At 69.5% G+C, this 16,596-nt stretch carries 16 protein-coding genes; 12 read left to right on the plus strand and 4 right to left on the minus strand.

Annotation, left to right across the window (positions count from 1 at the left end):
- Positions 1–5 precede the first annotated feature (5 nt).
- Positions 6–1,241: an MFS transporter gene (locus ACFKCF_RS49685; RefSeq protein ID WP_394502804.1), complete on the plus strand. Its 1,236-nt coding sequence runs from the start codon at positions 6–8 to the stop codon at positions 1,239–1,241.
- Positions 1,242–1,251: 10 nt separating this feature from the next.
- Here ACFKCF_RS49685 and ACFKCF_RS49690 read toward each other — a convergent pair whose 3' ends face one another.
- Complete coding sequence (locus tag ACFKCF_RS49690) at positions 1,252–1,869, minus strand: UdgX family uracil-DNA binding protein (protein ID WP_394502806.1); 618 nt, start codon at positions 1,867–1,869, stop codon at positions 1,252–1,254.
- 102 nt (positions 1,870–1,971) lie between these two features.
- Between ACFKCF_RS49690 and ACFKCF_RS49695 the strand changes: the two genes are divergently transcribed.
- The 5 genes from ACFKCF_RS49695 to ACFKCF_RS49715 all read left to right on the plus strand — a co-directional run bounded on the left by ACFKCF_RS49695 (position 1,972) and on the right by ACFKCF_RS49715 (position 9,234).
- On the plus strand, positions 1,972–2,676 hold the full coding sequence (locus ACFKCF_RS49695) for a metal-dependent transcriptional regulator (RefSeq protein ID WP_394502808.1): 705 nt from the start codon (positions 1,972–1,974) through the stop codon (positions 2,674–2,676).
- Positions 2,677–2,799: 123 nt separating this feature from the next.
- A complete protein-coding gene (locus tag ACFKCF_RS49700; protein ID WP_394502810.1) occupies positions 2,800–5,022 on the plus strand; it encodes a SpoIIE family protein phosphatase in 2,223 nt (740 codons plus the stop codon).
- A gap of 16 nt (positions 5,023–5,038) precedes the next feature.
- Positions 5,039–5,818: an alpha/beta fold hydrolase gene (locus ACFKCF_RS49705; RefSeq protein ID WP_394502812.1), complete on the plus strand. Its 780-nt coding sequence runs from the start codon at positions 5,039–5,041 to the stop codon at positions 5,816–5,818.
- Between the two features lie 88 nt (positions 5,819–5,906).
- Positions 5,907–7,799: a hypothetical protein gene (locus ACFKCF_RS49710; protein WP_394502814.1), complete on the plus strand. Its 1,893-nt coding sequence runs from the start codon at positions 5,907–5,909 to the stop codon at positions 7,797–7,799.
- On the plus strand, positions 7,777–9,234 hold the full coding sequence (locus ACFKCF_RS49715; protein WP_394502815.1) for a hypothetical protein: 1,458 nt from the start codon (positions 7,777–7,779) through the stop codon (positions 9,232–9,234). Before ACFKCF_RS49710 ends, ACFKCF_RS49715 begins: the two co-directional genes overlap by 23 nt.
- Here ACFKCF_RS49715 and ACFKCF_RS49720 read toward each other — a convergent pair.
- Complete coding sequence (locus ACFKCF_RS49720) at positions 9,171–9,578, minus strand: MarR family winged helix-turn-helix transcriptional regulator (protein WP_394502817.1); 408 nt, start codon at positions 9,576–9,578, stop codon at positions 9,171–9,173. The two genes, ACFKCF_RS49715 and ACFKCF_RS49720, sit on opposite strands and share 64 nt — an antisense overlap.
- Before the next feature lie 20 nt (positions 9,579–9,598).
- Here ACFKCF_RS49720 and ACFKCF_RS49725 point away from each other — a divergent pair, with 20 nt between their 5' ends.
- Positions 9,599–10,027, plus strand: coding sequence for a MarR family winged helix-turn-helix transcriptional regulator (locus ACFKCF_RS49725; RefSeq protein WP_394502818.1), 429 nt, complete (start codon positions 9,599–9,601; stop codon positions 10,025–10,027).
- Here ACFKCF_RS49725 and ACFKCF_RS49730 read toward each other — a convergent pair.
- Entirely contained in the window at positions 10,024–10,185 is a 162-nt protein-coding gene (locus tag ACFKCF_RS49730) for a hypothetical protein (RefSeq protein ID WP_185070534.1), read from the minus strand. The genes ACFKCF_RS49725 and ACFKCF_RS49730 overlap by 4 nt on opposite strands.
- A gap of 46 nt (positions 10,186–10,231) precedes the next feature.
- Positions 10,232–11,377, minus strand: a complete 1,146-nt coding sequence (locus tag ACFKCF_RS49735) for an acyl-CoA dehydrogenase family protein (protein WP_394502820.1) — start codon at positions 11,375–11,377, stop codon at positions 10,232–10,234.
- A gap of 241 nt (positions 11,378–11,618) precedes the next feature.
- Between ACFKCF_RS49735 and ACFKCF_RS49740 the strand changes: the two genes are divergently transcribed.
- The 5 genes from ACFKCF_RS49740 (at position 11,619) to ACFKCF_RS49760 (ending at position 16,594) form a co-directional block, all read left to right on the plus strand.
- Positions 11,619–12,956, plus strand: a complete 1,338-nt coding sequence (locus ACFKCF_RS49740) for a hypothetical protein (protein ID WP_394502822.1) — start codon at positions 11,619–11,621, stop codon at positions 12,954–12,956.
- Positions 12,956–13,732, plus strand: coding sequence for a class F sortase (locus ACFKCF_RS49745; RefSeq protein WP_394502824.1), 777 nt, complete (start codon positions 12,956–12,958; stop codon positions 13,730–13,732). The genes ACFKCF_RS49740 and ACFKCF_RS49745 overlap by 1 nt, the downstream gene beginning before the upstream one ends.
- Positions 13,733–13,898: 166 nt before the next feature.
- Positions 13,899–15,131, plus strand: coding sequence for a hypothetical protein (locus ACFKCF_RS49750; protein WP_394502826.1), 1,233 nt, complete (start codon positions 13,899–13,901; stop codon positions 15,129–15,131).
- Positions 15,132–15,136: 5 nt separating this feature from the next.
- Complete coding sequence (locus tag ACFKCF_RS49755; protein WP_394502828.1) at positions 15,137–15,907, plus strand: class F sortase; 771 nt, start codon at positions 15,137–15,139, stop codon at positions 15,905–15,907.
- A 27-nt stretch (positions 15,908–15,934) separates the two neighbouring features.
- The gene (locus tag ACFKCF_RS49760) at positions 15,935–16,594 is read left to right on the plus strand and encodes a hypothetical protein (protein ID WP_394502830.1); all 660 of its coding nucleotides are present in this window, start codon (positions 15,935–15,937) and stop codon (positions 16,592–16,594) included.
- Positions 16,595–16,596: the final 2 nt, after the last annotated feature.

Consider the following 16,596-nt stretch of genomic DNA (forward strand, 5'->3'; position numbering starts at 1 on the left):
ATGGAGTGGCGATCGCGGAGCTGGTCAAGCGTCATCTCGTAGACACCCGGCCGCTCGGCGTGCCCGAATACCGGCGGCTCTGGCTCGGCCAGGCCGTCTCTCACGTCGGCGTCGGGGCGACCGTCGTGGCCGTCGGCCAGCAGGTCTGGGAGCTCACCCACTCCTCGTTCTACGTGGGCCTGCTGGGGATGGCCAACCTGATCCCGCTGATCGTCTTCGGCCTGTGGGGAGGGGCGGTCGCCGACGCCGTGGACCGGCGCAGGCTGCTCATCGTCGGCTCGCTCATCGCGTGGACGGCGACGCTCCTCATCCTCGGGCAGGCGCTGGCCGGCATGGGGAACGTCTACCTGATCTTCGCGGCGGTCGCCCTGAACGCCACCGGCTTCGCGATCACCAGCCCGACCAGGGGCGCGATCATACCCAGGATCCTGGACAAGGAGCTGGTGCCCGCCGCGAACGCGCTCAACTCGCTGGTCTACAGCATGGGCGCGGTCGCGGGCCCGATGATCGGCGCGGTCGTGCTGGCCTCCGGCGGGTTCGCGGCGGCGTACGCGATGGACGGCCTGCTCTTCACCGCGAGCCTCTACGCGGCCCTCAGACTGCCCTCACTGCCTCCATTGGGCGATGTGCGACGTCCGGGTGCCCGGGCGGTGCTGGAGGGGCTCAGCTTCATCGTCAGGAGCCCGGTGCTGCTGATGTCGTTCGTCGTGGACATCATCGCGATGGTGTTCGCCCTGCCGCGCGCGCTTTTCCCGGAGCTGGCCGCCGACAGGTTCGGCGGCTCGGTGATCGCGCTCGGCTGGATGAGCTCCGCCATGGCCATCGGCTCGGTGGCCGGGGCCCTGTTCTCCGGCTGGGTGGGGCGGGTCGCGCGGCAGGGGGTCGCGCTCGTCGTCGTGATCGCCGTCTGGGGCCTGGCCGTGGCCGCCGCCGGGCTGGCGAGCGAGCTCTGGCTGGTGGTGGCGTTCATGGCCGTGGGCGGGGTGGCGGACGTCATCTCGTCGGTGTGGCGGCAGTCCATCCTGCAGCTGTACGCGCCCGACGAGATGCGGGGACGCCTGCAGGGGGCGTTCATGGTGGTCGTGGCGGGCGGGCCCCGGCTGGGCGACCTGCGGGCCGGCGCGACGGCGACGGCGCTGGGGGTGAGCGGGGCCTGGGTGGGCGGCGGCATCGCCTGCGCCGTCGCGGTGCTGCTCGTCGGCCTGGCCGTGCCCGCCTTCCGCAATTATCGGGCTCGCTAAAGGTCAGAGGTCAGACGACCTGGGCGGCCACCTTCAGGTCGGCCAGGAAGCCCGCGTACGCCTGGTCCCTGTCGGGCGCGCGCAGCACGGCGGACGGATGCACGGTGGCCACGGCGAGCGCGTCGCCGAGCGGCACCGGCTCGCCCCGGTGGTGCGTCACGCGGAACTCCCGCCCGAGCAGCGCCCTGGCCGCCGTCGCCCCGAGCACCACGATCACCTCCGGCCGCACGAGGGCCAGCTCCGCGTCGAGCCACGGATGGCAGGCGTTGACCTCGGCGGCCGTCGGCTTCTGGTGGATGCGCCGCTTGCCGCGAAGCGTGAAGGAGAAATGCTTGACGGCGTTGGTGACGTAAACGTCCTCCCGCTCGATCCCCGCCTCTTCCAGTCCTTTGTCCAGAATGCGCCCGGCCGGGCCCACGAACGGGTGTCCCTGCCGGTCCTCCTGGTCGCCGGGCTCCTCTCCCACGAGCATGAACCGGGCCCGCTGCGGACCCTCGCCGAACACCGTCTGAGTGGCGTTCCTGTAGAGCTCGCAGCCCTGGCAGCAGGCGGCCGCGCGCCGCAGCGAGTCGAGATCGAGCTGCTCGGGAAGGAACTCGGCCGCTCCTTTGTTTCCGTCCTTAACCATCGTCGGTCGTTCTCCCAATAGGGTTCCTGTGACTTCTGTGCCCGCTGCGGACGGGCCCAGTCCCCGCCACGACCGGCGTAACATTTGATTGGGAGGACTGCCTTGACCGCACACGGCCTGATCGACACCACGGAGATGTACCTCCGCACGATTTACGAGCTCGAGGAGGAGGGCATCGTCCCCCTCCGTGCCCGCATCGCGGAGCGTCTGCAGCAGAGCGGCCCCACCGTGAGCCAGACCGTCGCCCGCATGGAGCGTGACGGCCTGGTCCGCGTCGAGGGCGACCGCCACCTGTCCATGACCGATCTGGGCCGCACGCTGGCCACGCGGGTCATGCGCAAGCACCGGCTGGCCGAATGCCTGCTCACCCAGGTGATCGGCCTTCCCTGGGAAGAGGTGCACATCGAGGCGTGCCGCTGGGAGCACGTCATGTCGGAGTCGGTGGAGTCCCGCCTGGTGACGCTGCTCGACAACCCGACCGTCTGCCCGCACGGAAACCCCATCCCGGGGCTCGCGGAGCTGGGCGCCAAGGAGCCCCCCGAGGGCGGCGCCGGGGTGCTGACATCGATGTCAGACCTGGCGGGGCCGAGGGACACGCCTGTCGTCGTGCGTCGAATTAGCGAACAAGTGCAAAGCGATCCTGCTGTGATGCTTAAACTCAAGCAAGTTGGGATACAACCCGGACGCGAGGTGACGCTCGCGGCGAGCGACGACGGTGTGCGGGTGACAGGTGACGGTGACGCGAACGACACTCCCGCGGAGCTTCCGCGCGATGTCGCCGCGCACGTTTTTGTCTCCAAGCGCTGACGCGCGCGCAGCGGCTTGGTTGAATCCCTCCTGGGAGGCCCTCCACTCCCCTCTGGCCAAGACTGTTGCAGGAGCGCCCGTGGTCCGCTTTGCGTGCATGCCACCCCAAGGAGTGGTCTCCGGATGAATCGATGGGGGGATCTGTCACAAGAAACGGCTGATCACCTTGGTGCCGGATCTGTGCTCGATCACGCTGAGATGGCGGTGATCGTCACCGACCGTTTCAGCAATCTCCTCTATTGGAACCCCTTCGCCGAGAAGCTCTTCGGCCGTCAGGGCAAGTCACCTTCGCGCGACGCGTCCGTCCTGTCCCTCGGGATCATGGAGAAGGACCACCCGCTGGCGATCGAGCTGGCCAAGCACGTGCTCAAGGGCGGTGTGTGGGAGGGCACGTTCGACGTCAGGCGCGGCGACGGGACCATCATCTACGTACGCGCCCAGGCCGTGCCGCTGCGCCACACCTCGGGCTCGGTGACGGGCATCGTCATCATGGCCCGCGAGGCGCTGCGCAGCAACGAGCGGGAGAAGGACCGCTTCGGCCTGCTGGAGCGCATCGGCGAGCGGCTGGCGGGCTCGCTCTACGTCGAGGAGACGCTCAAGCGGGTCGCCGAGATGCTGGTCCCCCAGTTCGCCGACCACTGCTTCATCGAGCTGATGGAGGGCGACCGGCTCGTCCGCCGGGTCTCCCAGCACGTGCAGGGCTGGACGCCGCCGACGGGCACCTGGAAGCCGGTGGGCGCGGAGATCCGCTACCCCTCCGGCCACTACGCCGACACGGCGCTGCGCCGCCAGGAGACGATCCTGGTCGAGAGCTTCGCCACCAGCAGCTACCCGGCCACCAGCGAGGGCAGCGCCCGTCTGTGCGGCGAGATCGGCATGACCTCCGCCATCGTCGCCCCCCTGCTGGTGCGCGGCGAGACGCTCGGGCTGATGTACCTGGGCCTGTCCAACCTCACCGACCGGCGCAGCCCCCACTACGACGCCTTCGACCGCGACTTCGTGGGCGCCATCGCCACCCGGGTCGCGCTCGCCATCGACAACGCGCTGCTGTTCGAGGAGGAGCGCCACACGGCGGAGTCGTTCCAGAAATACCTGCTGCCCCGGGCGCTGCCGCAGCTCGACGGCCTGCAGATCGCGGTGCGCTACTACCCGGCGGCCCCGCTCGCCTCCCACGGCCAGGGCATCCAGACCCAGGTCGGCGGCGACTGGTACGACGTGATCCCGCTGTCGGCGGGCCGGGTCGGCATCGTGATCGGCGACGTCGAGGGCCGGGGCGCCAAGGCGGCGGCCATCATGGGTCAGCTCAGGGCCGCGCTGCGGGCCTTCGCGCAGGACGACAAGTCGCCGGCCGACATCCTGGCCAGGCTCGACGAGTGGACCCGCATCATCGCCACGCCCGAGCACGACGACAACGGCGCCGAGGTCAGCATCCCGCCCATCGTGACCTGCCAGTACCTCGTCTACGACGCCTGGTCGCGCCAGCTGTCCTTCGCCAACGCGGGCCACGCGCCGCCGCTGCTGCTGGTCGACGGCCAGTGCGTGGAGCTCGACATCGAGGAGGTCGGCCAGCCGCTCGGCGTCCACGCCAAGGGCCTGCACGCCGACCTGGTCTACAAGGAGGAGACGCGCACGCTGCCGCCGGGCGCGGCGCTGCTGCTCTACACCGACGGCCTGGTCGACCGCCGCCCGGGCCGCGACGGCCAGGTGCCGAGCGAGGAAGAGACGCTCGGCGTGCTCTGCGACAAGCTCGCCAAGATGTCCGGCGCCGAGGTCGAGCGCATCGCCGACGCCGCCACGGTGGCGGTGCCCGGCGAGATCGACGACGACATGGCGATCCTGGTCGTCCGCTCCAGCGACGTCGACCTCGACGTCGAGGAGCGTACGTTCCCCGCCCAGCCGATCATGGTGGGTGAGGCGCGCCGCATGGCGTCGGAGGCGTTCTCGAGCTGGAACGTGCCCGAGGAGCGGGCCGAGCTGGCCTGCCTGCTCGTCTCCGAGGTCGTGACCAACGTCGTGCTCCACGCCGCCACCGCCAGCGTGCCCCGCAGGGAGCTGGTCGTGGAGGGGCCGCCGCTGCCGTTCGACGAGTCCTGGGACACGCCGGGCTTCGAGGACGAAGTGGTCGGCGACAAGGAGTTCACGCTGAGGCTGCGCAGGGGCGAGGAGTCGGTCTGGGTCGAGGTCTTCGACCAGGACCTGCGCCTGCCGCGCATCCGCAGCGCGGGGGAGAACGACGAGGGCGGGCGCGGCCTCTACCTCGTCGACCAGCTGGCCAGGCGCTGGGGATCGCGTCCTACCAGGGAAGGCAAAGCCGTCTGGTTCGAGATTCCCACTCGCGGCAGGTGAGTGGTTAGCTGGCCCTATGGAGCTGGCCTTCGAACGACGGGGCACCGGCGCGCCGCTGATCCTCATCCACGGGATCGGCCATCACTGGCAGGGGTGGCTGCCGGTGCTGGACCGCCTGGCGGCCTCCCGTACGGTGATCGCGCTCGACCTGCCCGGCTTCGGCAGATCCCCAAGGCTGCCCGAGGGCATCACGTACACCGCGGAGTCGCTGGCCGACGCGGTCGAGTCGTTCTGCGCGACGCTCGGCGTGCGCGAGCCGCACGTGGCGGGCAACTCGCTCGGCGGCTACATCGCGCTGGAGCTGGCCTCGCGCGGCGTCGTACGCACGGCCACCGCGCTGTCGCCGGCCGGCTTCTGGTCCCGGCCCGAGCTGCTCTACTGCCAGTCCGTGCTGCGCACCCTGCGGGCCTCGGCCCGGTCGATCCCCTCCAGGCACGCCGCCAAGGCGGCCGCGAACCCGCTGCTGCGCGCCGTCTCGACCGGGATCCTCGTCGCCCATCCCTCCAGGCTCTCCGTGACCGCGCAGGTCGCGGCCACGCAGGCGCTGGCCTGGGCGAGCGGCTTCGACGAGACGCTTGAGTCGTTCGCCGGCCTGATGCCGCCCGCCCCGCCGAAGTCGCCCATCACGATCGCGTGGGGCGAGCACGACCGGCTCCTGCTGCGCCGCCAGGCCGTGCGCGCGGCCCGCTGGTCGGGGCAGCGGGTCAAGCTGTTGAAAGGGTGCGGTCACGTGCCCATGAGTGACGACCCCGACCTCGTCGCCCGCGTCATTCTGGAATCCAGCGCTATTTCGTAAATTTATCTGACTCTGCCAAAGGGATGGGATAGGTTCCCAGTATCGAGCGCTCATGAGGGAGCGGCGGTCGATTTCCCGGTATAGCCATATGGCGGAATTCATGGCGGACGACTCCTGGTACCCGCTGTTGCGAGAGTGCCTCCAGCGAACTCATCCTCCCGGGCAGCACGAACTGCCCGTCATTTTTCTGCTCGGATTGGCGGGCACCGGGAAGACCGCGACCCTCGCGCAGATCTCGCGTAGCGTGCGGAAACCGCCCTCTCCGGTGGTCAACCTGGCGCTCCACCCGGCGCACGGCAGCACCGTCGCCAACGTGATCCAGCGGATCGCCTATGATCTGGCGGCGCTCAACAAGGTGCACCTGCCCCGCACGGTCTTCACGCTGGTGGTGCTCGGCCTGGATCCGGAATTATCGCGTGCGCAACTCGAAGATCAGCTGCAGCGGCGTCTTCAGGGCAAGGCACGCATTGATCCCAATGACGCGGCGCAGTGGCGAGATATCGCTTCCTTATTACCGCACATCGGCATCTGGCTGAAGCTGCTGGTTTCTGTCGCAGAGCTTCTCGGACGCCGTCTGGAGGCCGCCGATCGGGTTCACCGCGTGGCCAGGATGTGGCTCTCGGGACGTCTCGGCGGCGACGTCCTGAATCTCGTACAGGAGCAGGAGATCGGCGGGGAGCGGGCTGGGAACGCGTGGGGGATACTCGTCGAGGCGTTTCTCGAGGACCTCGCCCATGCGTGGGCGAAGCCGCGCCACGCGCGCAACTGCCTCCTACTGCTTGACGATGCCGACACCCCGGCAGGTAGTGCCTTCCTGCAGGCGCTCGTCGCCGCCAGGGCCAGGCGCTCCGAAGCCGGCGCGAGCGCGGATCCCCTGGTGGTCGTGGCCGCGTCGAAGACCTGGCCGAAGGGGATGACGGGCTGGGCGTGCCCGGGAACGCCGGGGGCCCGCCGGCCGCCGCAGCTCGCCGCGGCCACGTACGAAGGCTGGCTGAGGCGGCGTGGTGACGGGGCGCAGCGCTGGTGGTATCCCGTGCTCATGCCCGGCTCGCCGACCGGCAGGACCGCGGCGGTGTACGCGCACGCGGTCCACGAGCTGACCGGGGGCTACCCGTACGCCGCCGGCAAACTGGGCGATCTGCTCGGGAACGCCGAGGACGACGACGAGTTCCGCGCCATTTTGCACGAAAAGGACGCCCTGCGCCGTCTGATGCCCGACCACCTGCCCCGGCGCGACCTGCTGATGGCCTGGTCGGCGGCCAGGAACGTGGACGACGCCGAGAACGCGCTGCTCGACGGGACAAGCACCGCCTCGCACCTCCGCCGCGAGCTGGCCGAGCGGTTGTGGCTCACCACGCAGAGCACCGCGGAGAACCGCAGAGGCACCTGGGAGCGCTCCTCCACCGGCGGGGAGGAGATCACCGTCATCCATCCCTGGCTCAGAAGGCTGCTGCTGCACCACCTCGCTGCGGAGCCGGAGCACTGGGACAAGGTCCACGAGACGATGGAGAGCTTCTACCGCAAGCAGGAAGTGGCCGACGACGCTTCGGCCGCCCATCACATGCTGGCCCGCGTGGTGGACGGGGACGATCCGCGTCTGGAGGCCGTCGTGACGTTCCTGAACGAGCGGTTCGGGCAGCTCGACGTGGTCGGCCGCGGCGGCAGCCGCCTGTCGGAGTGGGTCGAGCTCTACGAGCAGGTGACCGCGGCCCCCAACCGCCTGCCCCTCGACCGGCCATTGGCCGCGCTGTACGACTCGCTGGCGGTGAGCCCGGCCGACACGGAACTGCGGGACCGCGCCTCCATGATCAGGACTCTGGTGGTGGCCCGATGGTTCTGGCTTGACCCCATCCTCGATCCATCCGGCCGGCGCGCGACGGAGATCGCGCACGAGTTCAGGCAACTCGCTGGGCTCAGGACGACAGGCCGTTCGATCTTCACCCGAGAGGCCGAGACGTATGAGCGACATCCCCAGCGCTAGCCTCGAGATCGGGCCCTCCGACGATTACGTCAAGCGACGCCGTCGGCGGTCGATCGTCATCGTCGGCCTCGTCGTCGTGCTCGTCGCGGCGGGCCTCTCCTACGTCTTCCGCGCGCCGTCCAGGCTCACCGACGCGAGCGACGCCTTCGCCCCGGGCCTGGCCGACATCATGGAGCGCATCCACGCGGAGAACGACAACGTGATCGCGAAGCATCCGGGAGAGTACGTCACCATCGTGGTGCTGCTCCCGATGTCGGGTGACGTGGCCAAGACAGGGCTGAGCCTCGGCACTCTCCGGCACTCTCTCCAGGGATCGCACCTGGCGCAGCTGTGGCGGAACAGGGAGCAGGCCGCGGCCCCGTACATCAGGCTGCTCGTCGGCGACATCACCCCGGGCGAGTGGGAGGACACGGTCGCGGACCTGGAGGCCCGTGTCCAGAGCGAACGCATCCTCGCCGTCACCGGGCTCGGGGCCAGCGTCGACGCCACCAAACGCGTGATCGACCGGCTCAGCAAGGACAACATCGCGATGGTGGCGGCCCTCATCACCTCCGACGAACTGCAGCGTCACCAGGCGCTGGTACGGGTGGCGCCGCTGAACAGCGACCAGGCGGAGGCGCTCGTGCGCTTCGCCCGGCGGGCCGTTCCCGCGCTGAAGCCGGTCGTCGTCATGGACACCAACTCCGGCGACAGCTACAGCAGGACGCTGAGCTCGGCCTATGACAGGACCCTCGCCCCCGTCCTCGGCGCCAAGAGGCGGGGCCAGGCGCTGACCTTCGACTCTACGGCCAACGCCTCCAGCACGGTCATCGGGAACATCGCTGACACGATCTGCGGTTCGGACGCCAACGCCGTCTTCTACGCCGGCCGTGCCCAAGGCCTGCCCGCGCTGTTACGCGGTCTCAGCCTGTCGCGCCCCTGCGTGCAGCGCGACATCAGCGTCTTCGCCGGGGACGACACCAGCGAGCAGGCCCACCTCGTCAAGAGCCCCATCTGGGAGGACAACGGCGGCAAGATCCGGCTGTACTACACCCCCCTGGCCCATTCCGCGAACGTCACCGACCACGGCAGCCGCGTCCTGCCCGCGATCAAGGCGAGGTTCGGGAACGGCGACGAGAAAGGATACGTGCGGCTGTTCCCCGCGGAATCGCTCGACGACGGCCACGCGATCATGCACCATGACGCCGTGTACGTCGCGATCAAGGCCATCGACAGGTACGCGAAGGACGATCTGGCCAAACTCGGGCCGCAGGAGGTGGCGGCGATGCTGCGCAGCGGCACCATCAAGGTTCAGGGTGCCAGCGGCGACATCGCGATCGACCGCGACGGCAATCCGCTCAGGGAGGAGATCCCCGTTCTGCGGCTCACCCCCTACGGCGCCACGGTTTTCGCCGAGTGGTCGTCCCCTGAGCCGGCGGGGGACATACGCCAGTGATCGAGGTTGGCGGACATGCGGCGGAGCACGTCGACGGTGGCTAGGTACTCCTGCGAGCTCACGCCTTCGAGCACCTGTTGCCGGAACCGACCCACCTTCTCGGAGATCTCGCCGTGCGCGGCCCGGCCCGCGTCGGTGAGCCTGCCGTCCGCCAGCCAGCCCTTGGCGGTCAGGCGCTCCACGGCCTCGTCCACGCCGGTGAACGGCATGGTGTCAGTGCTTCCCAGGGCCGCCCGGTTGAGCACCTGCCACTCCCGGCGGGTGGTGGTCTGGAGCGCCTGCTCCATGGCGTCTTCCAGCAGGTTGTCCAGATGCTTCAGCCAGTGGCCGATAGGTTTGTCCATAGATGTAAGGTAGCAACAATATGTATGAAGACAAGTATGTTGCCGCGGTCGAGCGGGCGATGGTCGCGATCAGGCGGCGGCAGAGCCGGCGGGTGCTGGCGCGGCAGCAGGGCGCCGTGGGGCCGGAGTACGAGGTGCTCGACGTGATCGAGGGCGGCGACGGGTCCGTCACCGTGTCCACGGTCGCGCAGGCGCTCAGCGTCGATCAGCCGAGGGCGAGCCGGCTGGTGGCGGCGGCCGTGACGGCGGGCCTCGTCAGGCGGGAGGCCGATCAGGCCGACGGGCGCAAGGCGTGGCTGGTGCTGACCGAGGCCGGGCGGGCGGCGCTGGAGCAGGCCCATCGGGCCAGGCAGGCGGCGTTCGCGGCGGCCATGGAGGAGTGGCCGGAGGAGGACCGGGCGGAGTTCGCCCGGCTGCTCACCCGCTTCGTCGAAGGGATGTCCGGCTAGGTCTTGGTCTGGCCCCAGAGGAGCAGCATGACGATGATGAAGACGATCATCACGCCGCCGTAGCCCACCGGCCCCAGGCGGATCGCCCGGCGCACGCGGTTGAGGCCCCAGGCGAACAGCAACGCCAGGAAAGCCAGGAGGATCAGGCCGCCGTCCATGCTGTCCAGTATGCGGCGCGGACCGCCTCCGCGCGGTCCTGTGCGGTCAGAAACCGAAGGACCGGCCGATGATCTCCTTCATGATCTCGGTGGTGCCGCCGTAGATCGTCTGCACCCGGCTGTCGAGCCACGCCTTGGCGACCGGGTACTCCATCATGTAGCCGTACCCGCCGTGAAGCTGGAGGCAGCGGTCGATGACCTTGGTCTGCAGCTCGGTGGTCCACCACTTGGCCTTGGCCGCGTCCACCGCGTCGAGCTGCCCGGCGTTGAGCGCCAGGATGCACTTGTCCACGTAGTGGCGGGCGATCTCGGTCTCGGTGGCCAGCTCCGCCAGCACGAACCGGGTGTTCTGGAACGAGCCGATGCTCCGCCCGAAGGCCTGCCGGGTCTTGCAGTACTCGATGGTCTCCTCCAGCACGGCCTCCGCCGCGGCCACCGCCCCCACGGCGATCGACAGGCGCTCCTGCGGGAGGTTGTTCATGAGCTGGAAGAAGCCCTCGCCGTCGCGCGGGCCCAGGCGGTTGGCCGCGGGCACGCGTACGTTCTCGAAGAACAGCTCGGCCGTGTCCTGGGCCTTCATCCCGATCTTCTCGAGATTGCGCCCCCGCTCGAACCCCTCCATGCCGCGCTCGACCACGATCAGCGTGGTCCCCCTGGCGCCCGCGTCGGGGTCGGTCTTGGCCACGACGACGACCAGGTCGGCGTTGATCCCGTTCGTGATGAACGTCTTCTGCCCGTTCACCAGGTAGTGGTCACCCTCGCGGACGGCCGTGGTCCTGATCCCCTGCAGGTCGCTGCCGGCCCCCGGCTCGCTCATCGCGATCGCGCTGATCAGCCCGCCGCTCGCGAAGCCGGGCAGCCACCGCTGCTTCTGCTCGTCGTTCGTCAGATCCACGAGGTACGGCGCCATGACGTCGTTGTGCAGCGAGAACCCGAGCCCGGAAGCGCCGTTCCGGGTGGTCTCCTCGAGGATCACGGCGTTGTAGCGGAAGTCGGTGACCCCCGCCCCGCCGTACTCCTCGGGCACCGAGAACCCGAACATCCCCAGCTCCCCGGCCTTCTTCCAGACCTCGCGCGGGACGATGCCGTCCTTCTCCCACTGGGCGTGGTGCGGCACGACCTCGCGGGCCATGAACTCGCGCACGGTCTCACGGAAGAGCAGGTGCTCCTCGTCGAAGAGGTCTCGCCGCATAGGGTCCTCCCGAATAGAGTTCTGTTACCCGCAGGTATACCCTCTTTCCCCGTACGGCGGATACCTGTGGACACGGCTTCATCACAAGTGCTGGACGTTGCCGCAATCGGCATGTGTTACGGGTGTTTTCGACTCTAAGATCTACCCTCGGTCTATTTGTGACTGATCGGAGTCTCCCGTGAGTCGGTGGCGCAAAGCGTTGATCGCCGGATCGGTCGGATCGGTGGCGGCTTTAGGAATCGTGGTGTTTCCGGGCGTGCCGGCCGCCGCCGCGCCGGCCGACCTTGTCGTCGAGTACAACTGTGTGGCGTCCGGCGCCAACAGCATCGTCAGGAACGGTCCCGTCCGCCTGACCACCAACCTCACCTTCGCCACGGACCTGGTCGTCGGAGACCCGCTCAACTTCACCTGGAAGCTCCACTACGCCAACGACGGCCGGCTGCAGTCGCCCGGCTACTTCCCCGCGGGCGGCCAGGTGCACGCCACCGGCAACGTGCAGCTCAGCAGCAGCTGGCAGGGCATCCTGCAGCCCAAGGGCAGCGCCGACCCCGAGGGCCCGCTCCGCCCCGACGGCTACCTGTCCCTCCCCGAGACCATGAACGACCCCGGCCTGACCGACAAGCCGGGCACCATCACGGTCACGCCCAAGGACATCGAGCTGGACTTCACCCCGCCGGACGGCAGCGTGGTGGTCAACGACGGCGACGACGCCGACAACCCCTCGGACATGGGGATCGTCTACAGCAGCGGCTGGGTGTCGCTGGACGACCGTCCCGGCTCCGAGAACCACGTGCACAACGACCTGCACCAGACCGACCAGATCAACGCCTCCGCCGAGCTGACCTTCATCGGGACCGGCGTGGAGTACATCGGGCCGACCGACAAGGACGCGGGCCCGGTCGACATCTACATCGACGGCACCAAGCGGGCCACGGTCGACCCCTCCCGCTCCGACGACGACGTGCCGGTCAACGACGACCTCGACGGCGGCCAGACGCTGTGGACGTCCGCGCCGCTGAAGTACGGCGAGCACAAGATCAAGATCGTGAACGCCGCCAACAAGCCGGCCTGGCTGGACGCCTTCCGCGTGACGACGAACACGTCTAAGACCCCCACCGGCTACCACGGCGCGAAGTGCCACCTGGCCAGCTCGCCGGTGTCGGTCGTGGTGACCGTACGGGACAAGTCGGGCCCCACCGGCACGCAGTCGCCGCCCGTCAGCCCCACGAACACCTCCACGAACAGTCCGACGACCAACCCGACCAACCCGACGCCCACCGGGACCCACACCACCCCGAACCACCGGACCACCGACATCGGCCTCGGGCATGTGATCGTGATCCCCAGCGCCACCGGCACCAGTTCGGCCACGGCCACGCCCAAGGCCACCGGGCCGACCGCGACCAAGTACTACCGGGCGCAGGTCGCCAACACCCCCAAGGGCGGCGTGGACAGCGGTGAGGCGCCGGATCGCGAGGACAGACCGTACGGGCTGATGGCCGCGCTGGTGATCGGCGGCGCGGGCGGCGGATTGCTGCTGCGCCGGCGCAGGGCCGCGCACGCGGGAGGAGCGCACTGATGACCGAGCAGACACCGATGCAGCGGGCGTTGCCCGGACTGCTGATCGCCGGCTCGCTGGGCGGCGTCGGCCTGGTCATGGTGAGCATGCTCTCGCTGTGGCCCACCACGACGGAAGACGCCTCGGGCACGCTGGCGGCGGCGCAGGACAGGCCGACGCAGGTGGAGGTGGCGAACGCAGGCGCGTTCGTCCTCCCGCCCACCGTGGGCCCCGGCGGCAAGGGCGTCCCCCTGACCCCGGCCCGCCTGGACGCTCCGCCCCCGCTCCCGGCGGTCCCGGTCGTGTCCCCGATCCCCTCGGCCAAGGCCAAGTCCACCCAGTCGAGGCCGACCCGCATCAAGATTCCCAAGATCAAGGTGAACGCGCCCATCGGGGCCGTCACCGTGGACAGCAAGGGCAAGCTCGGCACCCCGCCCCTGACCAGGCCCAACCAGACGGGCTGGTACAAGGGCTCCCCGGTGCCCGGCGAGCTCGGCCCCTCGATCATCAACGGCCACGTGAGCACCCGCAGGGGCCCCGCCGTCTTCGACCGCCTCCGTGAGCTGGCCAAGGGTGACCAGATCTACGTGTACCGGGCGGACGGCAAGGTCACGCGCTTCACGGTGAGCGGGATCGAGCAGGCGAGCAAGTCGACGTTCCCGACGTCGCGGGTGTACGGGAACACGAGCAACGCGCAGTTGCGGCTCATCACGTGCGGCGGGGTCTTCAACAAGACGGCGCACAGCTACACGGACAACATCGTCGTGTACGCGACACTGTCCAAGAAGAAGGGCTAGGGTTTTGGCGGTTTACGGGAACTTGACAGGGTGAGTTCGTAGGATCTCAACCTAACCGTGACCAACGGCTGGAATTCTGGCACGACTGTTGAAACTTGCCTTGAACGGAGATGGACCCGTGCTTATGTCCCAGGCGTGGCGCCGCCTCGCCCATAAGACGTCCGCATTGGGATTGACGGGGATCCTCGCGATCTTCGTCGGCTCCGTCTTCGTGGTCTCCACCCCGACGGCCGCGTTAGCCGCGACCAAGCAGTTCGCCTACACGTGCAGCGGCGGGCCGTTCAGCAACACCTCGATCAGCGTCGGGCTCACCGCGCCCGACACGGCGACGGCGGGTCAGAGCTTCGACCTGACCGTGAACGTCCCCTCGCTGACGCTCACGACGGCCCCCACGACGAGCACCACCGTGCAGGCCACCCTGGCGCTGACGCCTACCGGCGGCAGCGTCTCCGACGCGGGCGCGAAGACGGGCGCGACGGTCACCTCCGGCCAGACGACGGTGCCGGCGGGCAACGTGACCTACAAGATCGCGGTCACCGCCGGGGCGACGGGCAAGGTCAGCCTGAAGCCCGGCGAGCTGAAGCTGGCCATCACCAGCGCCACGACGACCGTCACGACGTGCACGACGACGTCGACCGAGGTCCTGGACGTCACGATCGGGACCGGTGGCGGGGGCGATGACGTCGTCGCCTATGACTGTGACCTCGTCAGCGGCGGCGGCGACGCCGACTATCCGGCCGACGTCAACATCAAGGTCGCCATGACGCCGCCCACCAGCGCCACCGCCAACGCCGACGCCTCGATCACCTGGACCGGCACCATCCAGTCCGGCAGCGACCCGCTGAAGGCCCCCACCGGCTTCCCCACCACCAGCCCCAAGATGTTCGTCACCGTCAAGGCGAGCGGCGCCGGAGTTCCCACCACCGCCACCGGCGAGGCGACGCTGGGCACCGTCACCATCGGTCAGGCCATCACGCTGCCCACCAGCGTCACCGTCAAGATCAAGCCGACCACCACGGGCACCGTCACGCTCACCGCCGGCGACCTGGCCTTCGGCAGCTCGGCGTCCTCGCCCACGATCAAGTGCCTGGCCCCCACGACCGGCCTCAAGACGTACACCTTCACGGTGGGCTCCTCCACCGGCACCCCGACCACCTCCTCCACCCCGACCAAAACCACCTCCAGCCCCAAGCCCACCAAGACGAGCACCGCGACGGTGACCGTCACCCCCTCCAGCTCCACCAAGAAGTCGAAGACCCCCAAGGACGGGGCCGACACCGGTGGTGGCGGTGAGGCGGGGCCCGACGGGCGGATGTTCATCCTGACCGGCACCGCGCTGGTGGGCGCCGCGGCCGTCGGCGGGCTCGTCATGCGGCGTCGTAACGCCACCAGGGGCTGACGGGCATGTCGGGGCACTATCCGTATGGCGGCGGTGGCGGGCACGTGCCGCCGCCCGCGGACAGGGGGAGTGCGGCGCTCAGGACCGTGCTCATCGGGGCGGCCATCGCCGGTGTCGTCACCGTCGTGGCCGGGCTGGTGATCGTGTTCAGCTCCCCCCAGGAGTACGGGCTCGCCAGCAACAACCGCGAGACCCTGAAACTGCAGGCGCAGCCGGACGGGAAGGCCACCGGGCAGCCCGAGCAGGCGCTCTTCCAGGCGGCCCCCGACGTGCCGCCGCCGCTGCCGCAGATCAACCCCGCGCCCCCCATGTTGCCGTCCACGCCCAAGCGGATCGTGATCAAGAGGCTCGGGATCAACGCGCCGATCATGTCCGTCGGGCTGAAGAAGGACGGGACGATCCAGGTGCCTCCGTCCGAGAACCCCAACCTGGCCGGTTGGTACCGGAACATGTCCACGCCGGGTGAGGCGGGGCCGGCCGTGATCCTGGGGCACAAGGACACCAGGACGCGCAGCGCGGTGTTCAGCAGGTTGCCCGAGCTCAGGAACGGCGACACCATCGAGGTCCAGCGCCAGGACAGGACGACCGCGGTGTTCACCGTGGGCGGCATCGAGCAGGCGAGCAAGAAGACGTTCCCGACCCAGCGCGTCTACGGGCCCCAGGAGAACGCTCAACTTCACCTGATCACCTGCGGCGGGAACTACGATCACACGATCGGCCACTACGACGACAACGTCATCGTCTACGCGACGATGACGAGCTCCTATCGAAGCTGACAAGCGCGGAGGCGGGCTATGGGCTGGATGGCCAAGCGGAGACTGCGTACCGGCCCGACGGCGGCCTTGCCCGCCAAGCCGGATCCGGCCGAGCTGCTGCGCATCGTGCAGCTCGCCGACCCCGGCGCGAAGAAGGACGGCGACGACATCGTGGCCACCGACGTGCGGGTGCACGCGCCCGTGGAGGCCGAGCCCGAGCTGACCGGTGGCGAGCTGGAGAAGGTGTGGGCGGTCAGGGTGGCCGCCGAGGGGCCGCTGCCGCTGAACTTCTTCGACCGCTATCTCGCCGAGGGCCTGGCCTTCCGGCTCAAGGGGCTCGCGGTGTGCCGGGGCGAGGTGACCGACCCCGCCGACGAGGAGGAGAGCGGCCCCGCCGTCATCCTCCCGGCGCGGCCGACCGCCGAGGAGCTGGCGCCGCTGCTGGAGCAGGACGAGGAGGACGAGTTCGCGTTCACGGCCGGTGACATCCGGGCCGTGCTCGTCCCGGAGAAGGGGCAGCCGCCCGCCGTGCAGGAGCTCCTGCCCTTCGCCGTCGAGCTGACCGCGATCGAGTTGCGCGGTGACGAACCCGCCAAGCTCGGCGCGCTCGCTCTGGAGCTGGCCGAGGCGCTGAACGGGCTGGTCGTGGACCGCTGGCGGTTCCGGGTGGACACGGCGGAGGACCTGGTGCCGCCCGCACGTGAGTAGAA

This window comes from Nonomuraea sp. JJY05 (genome assembly GCF_043496855.1).
Taxonomy (GTDB): Bacteria; Actinomycetota; Actinomycetes; order Streptosporangiales; family Streptosporangiaceae; genus Nonomuraea.

Coding starts and splice junctions, on each gene's coding strand:
- ACFKCF_RS49690 (WP_394502806.1), bottom strand. CDS start 1,869: ATGGTTAAGGACGGAAACAAAGGAGCGGCCGAGTTCCTTCCCGAGCAG.
- ACFKCF_RS49700 (WP_394502810.1), top strand. CDS start 2,800: ATGAATCGATGGGGGGATCTGTCACAAGAAACGGCTGATCACCTTGGT.
- ACFKCF_RS49705 (WP_394502812.1), top strand. CDS start 5,039: ATGGAGCTGGCCTTCGAACGACGGGGCACCGGCGCGCCGCTGATCCTC.
- ACFKCF_RS49710 (WP_394502814.1), top strand. CDS start 5,907: ATGGCGGAATTCATGGCGGACGACTCCTGGTACCCGCTGTTGCGAGAG.
- ACFKCF_RS49715 (WP_394502815.1), top strand. CDS start 7,777: ATGAGCGACATCCCCAGCGCTAGCCTCGAGATCGGGCCCTCCGACGAT.
- ACFKCF_RS49720 (WP_394502817.1), bottom strand. CDS start 9,578: ATGGACAAACCTATCGGCCACTGGCTGAAGCATCTGGACAACCTGCTG.
- ACFKCF_RS49725 (WP_394502818.1), top strand. CDS start 9,599: ATGTATGAAGACAAGTATGTTGCCGCGGTCGAGCGGGCGATGGTCGCG.
- ACFKCF_RS49730 (WP_185070534.1), bottom strand. CDS start 10,185: ATGGACGGCGGCCTGATCCTCCTGGCTTTCCTGGCGTTGCTGTTCGCC.
- ACFKCF_RS49735 (WP_394502820.1), bottom strand. CDS start 11,377: ATGCGGCGAGACCTCTTCGACGAGGAGCACCTGCTCTTCCGTGAGACC.
- ACFKCF_RS49745 (WP_394502824.1), top strand. CDS start 12,956: ATGACCGAGCAGACACCGATGCAGCGGGCGTTGCCCGGACTGCTGATC.
- ACFKCF_RS49755 (WP_394502828.1), top strand. CDS start 15,137: ATGTCGGGGCACTATCCGTATGGCGGCGGTGGCGGGCACGTGCCGCCG.
- ACFKCF_RS49760 (WP_394502830.1), top strand. CDS start 15,935: ATGGCCAAGCGGAGACTGCGTACCGGCCCGACGGCGGCCTTGCCCGCC.